The sequence below is a fragment of the Burkholderia sp. Ac-20353 genome (assembly GCF_017104785.1).
GTDB lineage: Bacteria > Pseudomonadota > Gammaproteobacteria > Burkholderiales > Burkholderiaceae > Burkholderia.
Genome location: NZ_JAAGPL010000031.1, coordinates 51514 through 64979 on the forward strand (window position 1 = coordinate 51514; position 13466 = coordinate 64979).

General features: G+C 68.1%; 11 protein-coding genes and 1 pseudogene. 5 read left to right on the forward strand and 7 right to left on the reverse strand.

Annotated elements, in window-relative coordinates; genetic code table 11:
- The first annotated feature begins 50 nt into the window (after window positions 1-50).
- Together G3N94_RS12840 and G3N94_RS12845 are read left to right on the forward strand one after the other, a co-directional pair.
- Window positions 51-824, forward strand: a complete 774-nt coding sequence (locus G3N94_RS12840) for a helix-turn-helix transcriptional regulator (protein ID WP_346778689.1) — start codon at window positions 51-53, stop codon at window positions 822-824.
- A gap of 136 nt (window positions 825-960) precedes the next feature.
- Window positions 961-1899 (forward strand): LysR family transcriptional regulator, encoded by a 939-nt coding sequence (locus tag G3N94_RS12845; RefSeq protein ID WP_205792758.1) that lies wholly within the window; start codon window positions 961-963, stop codon window positions 1897-1899.
- 104 nt (window positions 1900-2003) lie between these two features.
- On the opposite strand, the gene yiaA is transcribed toward G3N94_RS12845, so the two are convergent.
- Both yiaA and G3N94_RS12855 read right to left on the reverse strand, forming a co-directional pair.
- Window positions 2004-2447 (reverse strand): inner membrane protein YiaA, encoded by a 444-nt coding sequence (gene yiaA / locus G3N94_RS12850; protein ID WP_205792759.1) that lies wholly within the window; start codon window positions 2445-2447, stop codon window positions 2004-2006.
- Between the two features lie 85 nt (window positions 2448-2532).
- Window positions 2533-3447, reverse strand: a complete 915-nt coding sequence (locus G3N94_RS12855; protein WP_205792760.1) for a LysR family transcriptional regulator — start codon at window positions 3445-3447, stop codon at window positions 2533-2535.
- Window positions 3448-3823: 376 nt separating this feature from the next.
- Between G3N94_RS12855 and gabP the strand changes: the two genes are divergently transcribed.
- A complete protein-coding gene (gene gabP, locus G3N94_RS12860) occupies window positions 3824-5233 on the forward strand; it encodes a GABA permease (protein WP_205792761.1) in 1410 nt (469 codons plus the stop codon).
- A 44-nt stretch (window positions 5234-5277) separates the two neighbouring features.
- Here the strand turns inward: gabP and G3N94_RS12865 are convergent, their stop codons facing one another.
- Window positions 5278-6219 carry an AraC family transcriptional regulator gene (locus G3N94_RS12865; protein WP_205792762.1) on the reverse strand — a complete coding sequence of 314 codons (942 nt, stop codon included), beginning with the start codon at window positions 6217-6219 and terminating at the stop codon, window positions 5278-5280.
- 127 nt (window positions 6220-6346) lie between these two features.
- Between G3N94_RS12865 and G3N94_RS12870 the strand changes: the two genes are divergently transcribed.
- On the forward strand, window positions 6347-6676 hold the full coding sequence (locus G3N94_RS12870; protein ID WP_124601169.1) for a carboxymuconolactone decarboxylase family protein: 330 nt from the start codon (window positions 6347-6349) through the stop codon (window positions 6674-6676).
- Between the two features lie 203 nt (window positions 6677-6879).
- Window positions 6880-7716 carry a class II glutamine amidotransferase gene (locus G3N94_RS12875; RefSeq protein ID WP_205792763.1) on the forward strand — a complete coding sequence of 279 codons (837 nt, stop codon included), beginning with the start codon at window positions 6880-6882 and terminating at the stop codon, window positions 7714-7716.
- A gap of 46 nt (window positions 7717-7762) precedes the next feature.
- Here the strand turns inward: G3N94_RS12875 and G3N94_RS12880 are convergent, their stop codons facing one another.
- From G3N94_RS12880 to G3N94_RS12895, 4 genes and pseudogenes are all read right to left on the reverse strand, one after another.
- On the reverse strand, window positions 7763-8386 hold the full coding sequence (locus G3N94_RS12880) for a GNAT family N-acetyltransferase (RefSeq protein WP_346778690.1): 624 nt from the start codon (window positions 8384-8386) through the stop codon (window positions 7763-7765).
- Between the two features lie 80 nt (window positions 8387-8466).
- On the reverse strand, window positions 8467-9777 hold the full coding sequence (locus G3N94_RS12885; protein WP_205792765.1) for an aminotransferase class I/II-fold pyridoxal phosphate-dependent enzyme: 1311 nt from the start codon (window positions 9775-9777) through the stop codon (window positions 8467-8469).
- Window positions 9778-9851: 74 nt separating this feature from the next.
- Window positions 9852-10766: a UDP-3-O-acyl N-acetylglycosamine deacetylase gene (locus tag G3N94_RS12890; RefSeq protein ID WP_205792766.1), complete on the reverse strand. Its 915-nt coding sequence runs from the start codon at window positions 10764-10766 to the stop codon at window positions 9852-9854.
- A pseudogene (locus tag G3N94_RS12895) lies at window positions 10763-13466 on the reverse strand (SDR family NAD(P)-dependent oxidoreductase); the annotation flags it as partial. The pseudogene G3N94_RS12895 and the gene G3N94_RS12890, both read right to left, overlap by 4 nt.

The window sequence follows — 13466 nt, forward strand, 5'->3', positions numbered from 1 at the left end:
CATCGGTCAATCTCGCGCGCGATGCGCATTCATCGTCGAGAAATGGACAAGTGAACGATTTTTTCGAGGTACTGGACGCTTCCGACAGGGCACACCAGATTGGCGTGCTTGCCACCGACCTGGCCGCCGGAGACGAGTTCGCCGCACACACGCACGCGCAAGCACAACTGATGCTGGCAATCGACGGGGTGATGATCGTGCGAGCCGACGATGGCAACTGGGTTGTGCCGCCCGGCCGCGCGGTCTGGGTGCCTGCCGGCACACGGCATGGAATCGAGACGGCCGGCGATGTGCGGATGCGCTCGCTATTCGTTGCGCACGAGGTTCGTCCGAGCCTGCCGTGCGATTGCCGCGTCATCGACGTAAGCGCGCTATTGCGCGAACTGATCCTGGTCGCCGACGGCCTGCCCGTCGATTACGACCTCAGCCATCGCACGGGGCGCGTACTTGCGCTGATTCTCGACGAAATCGAAATCGCGCCGTCACTCGCGCTTCACGTGCCGATGCCCCGACACCCCGAGTTGGCGGCGCTGTGTGCAAAGTTGATTCGAGATCCTTCAGAACCGGTCACGCTCGAGTCATGGGCGCGCGCGGCACACATGAACGCGCGCACGCTCGCGCGCACCTTCAGGCGCGAGACCGGGATGACGCCCGGCGCGTGGTGGCGGCACGCGCGATTGCTGCTGAGTCTGCCGCGGCTCGCGGCCGGTGTGTCGATCCTCGAGCTCGCGCTCGAGCACGGCTACGACAGCCCGAGTGCATTTACCGCGATGTTCCGAAAGGTGTTGGGGATGCCGCCGAGCGAGTACTTGCGGCAGAGATAGCGGTAGTCTTCGCAACAAGCAGGTATCGCATTGTCCATTTCGCGACGACAAGTCGCCGAAGCGCGCGCGCAAGACGACGCGTCGTCAGATAGCGTATGGGCATGTTCATGCCCCTGCGGGACTTCCCGCAACGCCGATGGATCTGATTCAAGGGATGCAGGTTTTCGTAACGCTCGCCGACGCGGGGTCATTCACCGAGACGGCGAAGCGGCTCAACGTCACGACCGCGCAGGTGAGCCGCATGGTTTCCGCGCTCGAAGGTCACCTGGGCGTCAGGCTGCTGAACCGAACGACGCGCTGCATGGGGCTGACCGAAGCCGGCGCACGCTATCTCGCGCGCGCCCGCGACATCATCGGAGCAGTCGATGTGAGCATACGTGAAGCGCGCGGCGCTCGCTCGCATCCGCACGGCCGCTTGCGCGTGCACTGCAGCACCAGCATCGCGAACCACTTCGTCATTCCGCTCAACGTTCGCTTCCAGGCGCGATATCCGGAAGTCAGCGTCGACCTGACACTCGCACCGCATCTGCCAAATATTGTCCGTGACAGTTTCGATGTCGCGTTGGTCGCAATGCCGGCCCTCCCGCCTTCCGACCAGATCGCAGTCGACATCGGACGAATCGAGAGCGTATTGTGCGCATCGGTCGACTACGTCCAGTGCCACGGCGCACCGGAGTCACCACGTGATCTTGTGCGCCATCGCTGCGTTCAACTCACGGCACCTGCTTATCACGAGCGCACATGGACGCTGACACATGGCGCAGTGACGGAAACCGTCGAGCTCAATCCCGCGCTAACGGCAGATGTCGCCGCATCGCTCGCCATTGCGGTCCGCGAGGGTGCGGGAATCGGCTTGCTACCGAACTTCGTCGCGGCGAACGACCTTCGCTCAGGGGCACTCGTGCGCGTCCTGCCGGACTTTCGCTCGATTGATATCCACCTGTTTCTCATGTACGCGTCGCGTCAGTATCTGGATGCCAAGACGCGTGCATGGGTGGATTTCATGACAGCCGAGCTGCGCGAAGCGTTCGAGCATACGTATTTGCCCGGCCGAACCGAATTCGAATCCGCGTGATCGTACGACGCGCGACTCGGCCATCCATCACCGTGCGCTGACGTCGTGCAGCACGTGGCCGTACCCCGAGTCAGGAGTTTCCACGTGCAGCAACTGCCGCTGCATCACTCCTGCGGCGGTTGTGCGGGATCGATGTCGGCGAACCGCGGCTTCGCGTTCTGCAGGTCGCGCGTGTTCTTCTGCACGGTGACCGCGCCGAACAGCGCGAGCACGAACGACATCGCGTAAAAGCCCTTCTCGCTGAGCTGCAGCGTCGCGTTGAACAGGCCGACGATCAGCAGCGCGATCGAGAGCAACAACGCGATCCAGCTGAGCCCGTAGTAGATGCCCGTCACCGGAATGCCTTCGGCGCGATCGCGCACGCTCTTTTGCAGCGATATCGCCGCATACAGGCCGAACACCAGCACGGTGAAGTAGTAGCCCTTCTCGTTCAGCTGCATGCCCGCGTTCCAGAGCCCGATCAGAAACGCCGCGAAACCGGCGAGCAGTGCGGCCCACGATGCGGCGACGAACGCAAACGACGGTTGCTGGATGCTTGTCTGGTTCATTGTTTTGCCCTCTTTCTTGTTGTCCGGAATTGTTGTCAGGAATCCGTTTCGCGCATGTTAGCAGCTTTGACAGCAGCCGGCCGCGCTACTCGCGGCTGGCCGCGCCGACGCAGTCGAGGAAGTGATCGACGATCAGGTTCTGGTGCTGGCCCTTGCGCGTCGCGAGTGCGAGCGTCACGTCGTGATGGAACAGGTCCGGGCGGATCGCCCGCAACATGCCCTTGCCGACCCATTCCGCGGCGAAGTGATCCGGCAGGAATCCGATGTATTCGCCGGTCATGATCAGGAATGCGATGCCTTCGCGATCGGACGCCGTCGCTGCACACGCGAGCTGCTTGTGCAAATCGATCGCTTTCGTCGCTTGCCGGTAGTTCGGCGCGACGGCCGCCCAGTTCCGGATCTCGTCCGCCGACGCGCGATCGTGCCGCGCGAACAGCGGATGCCCGTTGCAGCAATACAGCAGCGAACGCTCGTCGTACAGCGACGTGTACGCAAGACCCGACAACGTCGTGATCAGCGGCAGCACGCCGACGTGCAACTGGCCGTCGAGCAGCCCGCGCTCGATCTCGCCTGGCGTCGACATGCTGATGTTGACCTTCACGCCGTCGCTCTTCTTCCTGAGCATCCGCAGCGCGGACGTGATCCACATCTTCGGCTGCGTCACGAGGCTGTTCATGATCCCGATGTTCAGGTCGCCGCGCAGGTGCTGGTGAAACTGGTTGATTTCCCGCCGGAAATTCTCGATCGCCGCGAGCACCGATTCGCTGGCCCGCAGCACTTCGCGACCGCCATCCGTCAGCGAGAACCCTCCGCGGCCGCGCCGGCACAGCCGCATGCCGAGACGTTTCTCGAGATCGCTCATGTGAAGGCTGATCGCGGATCGCGTGATGCCGAGCGCGCTTTCCGCGGCGACGAAGCTGCCGTGCTCCGCGACCGTCTTGAACAGGCGCAGCAGCCTGAGATCGAAATCGGTGACTTGCGCGAGGTTGACCTTCTTCATGATTGATAGCCTGCTTGCACGACGTCGGGCGCGAGCGGATCGGCAGGCTTCGTGTGCCTGCGCGATGCGTCGGACGACGGCGCGAACCCGAAGCCCGGACGTGCGGTTTTGCCGGCCGTGATTCTGCCACGAAGCTTCGCGCGGCAACGTATGCCGCGCTGCCGGCCTCATGCGGGCGCCGCCCGCGGGCAGGTCGCGGCGCAGCCGCGCAGCCCCGCGTGAAGCGGCTGTCGCCACGCTCGGCGGCACGCTTAGGTGAGTCCGCGCTCATCCAATGTTTCGAAAAATCAAATTTGTCGTGTCGTGCGGCGTGGCATTGTCGAACGCAATGCTGCTCAGACAGCTCGCCCGAACAACATATCCGGAGACAACATCCATGCTTCAGCGCAGGTTTGACGACAGCCACGGCAAGACCACGCTCGCGCCGGGCCTCAAGCAACGTCACGTCACGATGCTGTCGATCGCCGGCGTGATCGGCGCCGGCCTGTTCGTCGGTTCCGGCCACGCGATCGCGGCCGCCGGCCCCGCCGCGCTGGTCGCCTATCTGCTCGCCGGCACGCTCGTCGTGCTCGTGATGCGCATGCTCGGCGAAATGGCCGTCGCGTCGCCGGACACCGGCTCGTTTTCCACTTACGCGGACCGCGCAATCGGCAAGTGGGCCGGCTTCACGATCGGCTGGCTCTACTGGTGGTTCTGGGTGCTCGCGATCCCGCTCGAGGCGATCGCCGCCGCCGCGATCCTGCATGCATGGATGCCTGCGGTGCCGACCTGGGGCTTCGCGCTCGCCGTGACGGCGCTGCTGACCGCCACGAACCTGTTCAGCGTCGCGCGCTACGGCGAGTTCGAATTCTGGTTCGCGCTCCTGAAGGTACTCGCGATCATCGCGTTCATCGTCGTCGGCGCAATCGCGATGACGGGCGCACTGCCCGGCCGGCATGTCAGCGGCGTGAGCACCCTGATGGCGGCGCACGGCGGCTTCATGCCAAACGGCTATGGATCGGTGCTCGGCGCGCTGCTGACGACGATGTTCAGCTTCATGGGCACCGAGATCGTGACGATCGCCGCCGCCGAGTCGAAGAACCCGGCGCGCCAGATCACGCGCGCGACCAATTCGGTGATCTGGCGGATCGGCCTCTTCTACATCGTGTCGATCTTCCTCGTAATCTCGGTCGTGCCGTGGAACGATCCGATGCTCGTCAAGGTAGGCTCGTACCGGCGCACGCTCGAATTGCTCGACATTCCGTATGCAAAGCTGATCGTCGACTTCGTCGTGCTGGTCGCGGTCGCGAGCTGCCTGAATTCCGCGATCTACACGTCGTCGCGGATGGTGTTCTCGCTCGCCCGCCGCGGTGACGCGCCGGCACTGCTGCGCCGGACGACCGAGGCCGGCCAGGTGCCGCGTGCCGCGGTGCTGGCAAGCACCGCCGTCGGCTTCGTGACGATCGTCGTCAACTACTTCGCGCCGGAGAAATTGTTCACGTTCCTGCTCGCGTCGTCAGGCGCGGTCGCGCTGCTCGTCTACCTCGTGATTGCGGTCTCGCAACTGCTGCTGCGCCGCCGGATGCAGAAGAACGGCGTCGCGCTCGAATTCCGGATGTGGCTGTATCCGTGGCTGACCTGGGCCGTGATCCTGTTCATCCTGGGTGCGCTCGGCGTGATGCTGACGCTGCCCGAGCATCGCGCCGAGGTGCTCGCGACGACGCTGCTGACGGCCATCACGATCGCCCTCGGCCTCTTCAACGGCCGCCGCAAGGACCTGCCGGGATACGCACGCGCGAACGTGTAACGCTTGGACGCGGCGGGCGCGCCCGCCGTGTTGCAAGGCCCCGCTCACTGCCCGCGTTGCGCGCGCCGCCATCGGCCGGGCGTCGTGCCGAACACGTCACGAAACGCCTTGCCGAACGCCGCTTCGGACTGGTAGCCGACCGCCTGTCCGATCTCGGCCTGTCCGCGATGCGTGTCCTTCAGCAGCGCACATGCGCGCATCATCCGGATCTGCGTGACGAACGCCCCGACGCTCATCCCCGCCTTCTCGCGGAAATGCCGCGCATAGGTCGCGCGCGACATCGCCGCCACGTCGCCGAGCGACGCGACCGTCCACGGCTGCGCAGGTGCCATCAGCACCGCCTGGACCGACGGCCCGAGCCGCGCGTCGGCGGCCAGCGCGAGCCAGCCGGGCGGCACCTGCGCGTGTTGCCCATACGCGCGCAACGCATACGCGAGCAGTGCCTGCCCGAGCGCGTTCACGATCGCGCCGGCGGCCGGCTGCCCGCTCGAGGCCTCCGCGCGCAGCACGTCGGTCAGCATCTGCAGCTGCGCGAGCCCCGACGACTCGCGCAGCCCGACATGCAGCACGCCCGGCAGCGCACGCATCAGCAGTTCGCCGGGGCCGCGCTCGTACACATAGCGGCCGCAGAGCAGATCGACGCTCGCGCGGTCGGGCGCATCGATATTGCTCTTGATCGGCAGCACCGCGCCGCCCGTCGCGGGCCACTCGCGCACCCGCGCCGACGACGCGCCCACCGCGGCCGCGGCATCGACGGTATCGTGCGCGTCACCCATCGGCAGCAGCACGAAATCGCCCTCCGAAAGATGCAGCGTCCGCCCGCTCGCGGTACGCAGTCGGCACTGGCCGGCCAGCAGCAGGTGAAACGGCGCCTCGCCGTGCGGCAGCGCGCCGTGAGCGATCGCGAACGGGCCGTCGAGCAGGCAGCGCACGTCCAGCTCGACGTGGCTACGGCCCAGCAGCAGCAGTTGACTCAATGCATCCATGAGACGATCGCGCTAAAAATTGACGCTTCAGTGTATCGAAACCATCAGCGTGGACGTTCAGAATAAGCGTGCATCAACCAAGACCGCGGCACCCGCCGCCGTCACCCAACCCTGAAAAGGACGAGCCATGCTGAACTGGAACGAATATCGCAAGGAACTCTCGACGCGCATCGGCGAGGTGGCGAAGTTGTCGCCTGACACGCTGGCCGGCTACAAGGCACTGTCTGGCGCCGGCGCCAAGACCGGCCATCTGGACGCAAAGACGCGCGAGCTGATCGCGCTCGCGGTGGCGGTCACGACGCGCTGCGACGGCTGTATCGCCGTACACACGGCCGAGGCGGCAAAGCACGGCGCGACCAAGGAGGAAGTGGCGGAAGCGCTCGGCGTGGCCATCGCGCTGAACGCGGGCGCGGCGCTCGTCTATTCGGCGCGCGTAATGGACGCGATGGGCGACTGAGCGGACGCGACCGTCGCCGCCCGGCGCCGCGGATCTTTCGTGGCGCCGGCTTCCGGGCTTCCGGCTTCCAAGCCCCGTGCTTCCCGCCCACCAGCCTCGCTTTCATCAGTCCAAACCGACGCGCGCGTCCCCCGCCTTGCCCGCACGCTGCCCCGCCGAAGTCGGCTACCATGCGCGAAGGTTCCATTGCGAAGGAGCGTCCCATGTGCCGCTGGCTCGCCTATACGGGCAACCCGATCCATCTCGAGACTGTCCTGTTCCGCGCGAAGCACTCGCTGATCGACCAGAGCCTGCATTCGCAACTCGGCGCGACGACCACCAACGGCGACGGTTTCGGCCTCGGCTGGTACGGCCACCCGGACGAGCTCCCGTTCCGCTATCGGTCGGTGCAACCCGCGTGGAACGACCGCAACCTGCGCGAAGCCGCGCGCGCGATCCGTTCGCGGATGTTCATCGCGCACATCCGCGCGGCGACCGACACGCCCGTGCAGGAAACCAACTGCCACCCGTTCCGTCACGGGCGCTGGCTGTTCGCCCACAACGGGCTGATCCGCGATTTCCACAAGCTGCGCCGCGACCTGACGCTGAAGATCGATCCCGCCCTGTTCCCGACGCTCGAAGGATCGACGGATTCCGAAGTGATGTTCCGCCTTGCGCTGACCTTCGGTCTCGAACATACGCCGCTGCCTGCGCTCGAGCGGATGGCCGGCGTCATCGAGGATATCGCCGCGCATCATCGCGTCGCCACGCCGCTGAACATGACCGTATGCGTGACCGACGGCGAGCGGATCATCGCGGTGCGGTACTCGAGCGAGCAGCAGTCGCGCTCGCTGTTCCACAGCACGTCGTTCAAGCACCTGCACGAACTGTATCCGCACAACCCGCGCATCGCGGAAGCGGGCGACGACGCGTTCATGGTGCTGTCCGAGCCGCTCGTCGACCTGCGCGGCGCGTGGGAGGAGATTCCGGAAAGCACCGCGATCATCGCGCACGGCCCCGACATCGAGCAGTTGCCGTTTGCACCGGCACGGCACAGCTAGGGTCTTTCGCAGCGGACGCAGCACAGCGCGCGGCCGGCGCGCAAGGTCAGTTGCGGTGCTCGAGCCGCATCCGGATCGATTCGAGCCCGGCCGGCAACCAGCGCGACGGCTTGCGCGTACGCGCGAGCGCGACGAAGCCGAGCCGTTCGTACAGCGCCTTCGCACGTACGTTGCTCACCAGCACGTCGAGCACGACGGCACGACTTCCGTCGGACGGCAGCACGCCGATGCGGAGCGCATCGTCGAGCAGCGCGCTGAAGATCCCGCGGCCGCGATGCCCGTCGCCGGTCGCGCAATGCGCGACCAGGATCTGCGCACGCTTCGGCGCCGGCAGCTCGGTATCGAGCACGACGCCGCGCAGCAACCTGCCGAGCGTGCCGCGCAGCCCGAAGAAACGCAGCAGCGCCCAGACCACATGCACGTCGTCGAGCATCGTCCGGCTGCCGTCCTGGACCGCCATCACGGCGAGCACGGTACCGTCGTCGGCAACGCCGACCCGATGACGACGCCACGAGAAGCGGCCGTGGCGGGACCGGAACGCATCGTTCAGGAATGCGATGCAGCGCGCTTCCGACTCGCCGAGAAAGTAACCGAACTCGCCAACGCCGGATGCAAACACGAGCGGTGCGCACGCGGCCGCATCGTCGGGCCCGGCCGCGCGAAACCGCACGCGCGGCTCGCCGTACGGCTCACCGGGCGGCGGAGCCGCGTGACGCGCAGACGCGTGGACGGCGCGCACGACTGCGCCGCCTAGCGCGCAAGCCGCGACAGCGCGGCGATCGTACGGCTGATCTGTTCGGGCTCGTGCGTCGAACAGATGAAGAAGCGCAGGCGCGCGGCCTTTTCCTCGACGGCCGGATAGAAGATCGGCTGCACGTTGATGCCTTCGTCGAACAGCGCGTTCGCCCACTGGGCCGCCTTCAGCGAACTGCCGGTGATGACCGGCACGACCGCGTAACCCGCGCTCGTGCCCGTATTCAACCCGGCCGCACGCGCTTCGGTCAGGAACTGCCGGCCCCGCGCCTGCAGCTGCGCGACCCGCTCGGGCTCGGCCAGCAGGCACTCCAGCGCCGCGCGCGACGCCTCGGCGAGCGTCGGCGCGAGCCCGACGCTGTACAGGAATCCCGGCGCCAGGTGACGCAGCATGTCGACGAGCGGCTGGCAACCGGCGATGAACCCGCCGCAGCCGGCGAGCGTCTTGCTCATCGTGCCCATCCACAGGTCGACGTCGCCGGACGCGACGCCGGCCTGCTCGCGAATGCCCTTGCCGGTCGCGCCGAGCACGCCGAGCGAATGCGCTTCGTCGACCATCAGGAACGCGCCGTGACGTTCCTTCACGTCGACGAAGCGCTGCAGTTCCGGGAAATCGCCGTCCATGCTGTACAGGCCTTCGATCGCGATCAGCACGTTCCGGTAGTCGCGGCGCACGCGCGTCAGCAGCTCGTCGAGCGCCTGCCAGTCGTTGTGCGCAAAGCTCAGGCGCTTCGCGCCGCTCAGTTGCGCGCCCTGCACGATGCTGTTGTGCGCGAGCGCGTCGTGGACGATCAGGTCGCCCTGCCCGAACAGCGCGCCGATCACGGTCACGTTGGTCGCATGGCCGCTCACGAACGCGACGCAGTCGTCGGCCTCGTAGAACGACGCGAGCGCTTGCTCGAGCTCGCGCTGCACGGGCCGCTCGCCGGCCACCATCCGGCTCGCCGACGCGGATGTGCCATAGCGGTCGATCGCCGCCTTCGCGCGCGCCGACACGACCGGATCGCCGGCAAGGCCGAGATAGTTGTAGTTCGCGAAGTTCACGTATTCGCGCCCGGCGATGCGCGTGGTCGCACCCGCGACCCCGTCATGCACGCGAAAGAACGGCGAGTCCACGCGCAGCTTCTCGCCCATCTCGCGCATGATCCTGACCTGCTGATAGAGCGGCATCGCCTCGAACCGGCTGCGCGCGGACATCTGTTGCGGCGCGGCGGCAGGCGCCGCAACGGTGCCGTCGGCCACGCGGTCCAGCTGCCGCTTCAGCGCTTTCGCGGCCAGTTGCTGCCGAAGATGCTCTCCCAATCCCATCGCTTCGTACGCCTATCACTCGAAAAAACGCCATGTTACGCCGCAAATGCGCGGCGCTCCCGTGCTTGCCGGCACTACGCCGGGAACTCGGCCCACTCCCACGCGCCGGTGTCGGCCAGCAGCGCATCGACGAGCCGGAAATTCATCTCGTGGCTGGGCCGCCATGCACTGACCCGCGCGAGCAACGGCGCGCCGGCGAGCGCGAGGTCGCCGACGAGATCGAGCACGCGGTGCCGGACAAACTCGTCGGGAAGCCGCATCCCGCCCAGCACGCGGCTGCCGACGATCGATGCGGTACACGACGGCCGCGCGCCGCGCAGGATCGGCACGCCGCGCAGGTAGCCGGCGACGATCGCGGGCACCGCCCACTTCACACGCCCGTACGAGCGCGACGGCGCGATCTCGGCCGCGAACGCGGCAGGCGTCAGCGCGCCGTCCCAATGCATGTCGCCGAAGCCGCGCAGATCGTTGCGCACGCTCAGCTCGTAGCGCGGCGCGGGCTCGATCCGCATCTCGCGCCGCTCGCCGCCGTCGCCATCCGCGACGACGACAGGCCGCAGCACGCGGATGAAACGCTTCGGCGCGGCCAGCGCGACACGCCCGCACGTGCGGATCGCGTCGACCCACGGCGCGGCGCTGCCGTCGAGAATCGGCACCTCCTCCGCATCGAGCTCGACGATCGCGTGATCGATCTCGCACGCAAGCAGCGACGCCAGCAGGTGCTCGACGGTCCGCACGCCGACGCCTTCGGCATTGCGCAGCATCGTGCAGAGCGGCTGGGCGCGGCGCAATGCGGGATCGACCGCGAGCGTCGCGAGCGTGCGGCCGTTTGCGACACGACGGAACACGATGCCCGTCACGCCGTCCTCGGGACGAGCCGGCAGGATCCGCACGCCGACTCGCCGGCCCGTGTGCAGCCCGTGTCCGGCGATCGTCAGCTCGCGTGCGAGCGTGCCCTGGCTGCCGGTCCAACCGGCCGGCACGCTCACTTGACAGTCTCCAGCGCAGCCGGCGCCGCGCCAGCTGCCGATGCAACGTCGAGCAGCGCCTGCGCGTCGCCGTCGAGCGCATGCTTCGCGGCGAGCGCGGCAACGGCATCGTCCGCCGCGCCGTCCGCCGCGCCGTCCGCCGGTTCGCCGCCACCTTCGACCGACGTCGCGATCGAATCGACGATCCGGCCGGCCAGCGTCGTCACGCTCGCCCCTTCCGCGATCGCCATCACCGACAGCTTCACGTCGAACGCCTCCTCGACCGCGAGGCCGAGCTCCATGCCCATCAGCGAATCCATCCCCATCTCGAGGACCGACTTGTCGAGCGCAATGCGCTCCGGCGTCATGTGCAGGATGCGGGCGATCTGCCCCTGCAGCGTCTCGGCGACGAGCGCAACCGCGTCGCCGCGCGCCAGCGCGAGCACTTCCTCGCGAAGCTGCCCGCCACCGTCGCGCGTGTCGCCGCCGCCCGCGTGCGACTGCAGCAGCGCGTAGCGCCGTGCCTTCGCGGCGGGCATCCCGCGCGCAATCGCGTGCCAGTCGAGGCGCACCACCGCTTCACCCGCCGAACCCACCGAGCGCTTGCTAAGCGCACGCTCGAGCGCGGCCATCGCCTCGTCGGACGTGATCGATGCGCCGCCGATACGCGCCTGCAACGCCTCGCGCGTGTCCGAGTTGCGCGCGAGGAAACCGACGTCCTCGAGCGGCCCCCACGCCATGTACGTGCCGGGCAGGCCCGCCGCACGCCGATGCTCGACGAGCGCCTCGACGAAGCTGTTGGCTGCGACGTAGTTCGACTGGCCCGGGTTGCCCAGATAGGTCGTCGCCGACGAATAGACGACGAACCAGTCGAGCGCCAGCACGCGCGTCGCCCGATGCAGGTTCCACGCGCCGGCCACCTTCGGTGCGAGCACCGCCGCGAAGCGGTCGTCGTCGAGATTGCGCACGAGGCCGTCGTCGATCGACATCGCCGAATGCAGCACGCCCTTGAGCGGCGTGCCGCGCGCGGCGATGGCCGCGACCATCGCGTCGACCGCGGCCGCATCCGTCACGTCGCATGCGACCACGTCGACCGTCACGCCGAGCGTGTCGCGCCAGCGCGCGGCCTCGCCCACGGCCGTTGCAGCAAGCGTGCCGGACCGGCTCGCGAGCGTCAGGTGGCGCGCACCGCGCTCGACCATCCGGCGCGCGCTGGCGAACCCGAGCCCGCCCGTACCGCCGACCACCAGATAGGCGCCGTGCGGATCGAGCGCCAGCGGTCGCGGCGCGGCGACGCCGCGCTTCGGCGCCGGCGTGCCGGACGGATAGGTGACGAGCACCTTGCCGATCTGGCGTGCCTGCTGCATGTAGCGGAACGCATCTTCCGCGCGCTCCGCCGGGAACGCGCGATACGGCAGCGGATGCAGCACGCCGGCCGCGAACAGCGCCATCACCTCGCCGAACAGGCGTGCGGTCAGCTCCGGCAGCGCGCCCAGCAGCTGGTCGGCGTCGATGCCGAAATAGCTGATGTTGTTGCGGAACGGCCGCAGCCCGATCGGGCTGTTCTCGTAGAAATCGCGCTTGCCGAGCTCGAGGAAGCGACCGAACGGACGCAACGTGTCGATGCTGCGCACCATCGCCTCGCCTGCGAGCGAATTGAGCACGATATCGATGCCCGCGCCGCCCGTCATCGCGCGGATCTCGTCCGCGAACGCCAGGCTGCGCGAATCGAGCACATGATCGGCGCCGAGCAGGCGCACGAACTCGCGCTTCTCGTCGCTGCCGGCCGTCGCGAACACCTCGGCGCCGAAATGGCGCGCGAGCTGGATCGCCGCGATCCCGACGCCGCCCGCGCCGCCGTGCACGAGCACCCGCTCGCCGCGACGCAGGCGCGCCAGCTCGACGAGCGCGTAGTACGCGGTGAAGAACGTGATCGGCGTGGTCGCGGCTTCCTCGAACGACAGCCGCTCGGGCTTGTGCGCAATCGCCGCAGCACGGGTCGTCACGCGCGTCGCGAACGATGCGGGCGCGAAGCCGAGCACCGCGTCGCCCGGCGCGAAGCCCGTCACGTCCGCGCCGACGCGCACGACCCGGCCGGACAACTCCATGCCGATCGTCGCGCCCGCGAAGCCGCTCTCGACGGCCTCGTCGGACAGCAGGCCCATTGCGTACATCACGTCGCGGAAGTTCAGGCCGGTCGCCGCCGGCTCGATCTCGATCTCGTCGGCAGCAAGCGCGTGCGCGGGCAGCGCGAACCACTCGAGGTGGCGCAGCGAACCGGGCGCGTCGAACGCGAGCACCGCCGGCTGCGCGGCATCGCGGCTTCGCGCACCGCCGCATGCGCGGCCGTCAGCATGCGCGGCACCAGCCGGCCACGCGCGGCCAGCACGACTTCCTCCTCGAGCGCGGTGCCCGGCCATTCGCGCACCAGCACGTCGAGCGCCACGTCGGCGTGAGGATCGACGTCGATCAGCCGGCAGGCCAGCTCCGGATGTTCGTTCGCGAGCACCCGGCCGAGGCCCCACAGCGTCGCGTGTTCCGGATGCGCGTTCGCCGAGCCGGCGAACGGCGCGCCGCCGCGCGTGACGACGGTCAACCGCGCCGCCGCACTCGCCTGCGTGTCGAACGCGCGCACGAGCGCCGCGAGCGCGATCGCCCCCGAGCGCTGCGCAGCGAGCAGCTGTGCGCCGGTCGCTGCGTCGTCGAGCGCCGTCTCCGGCG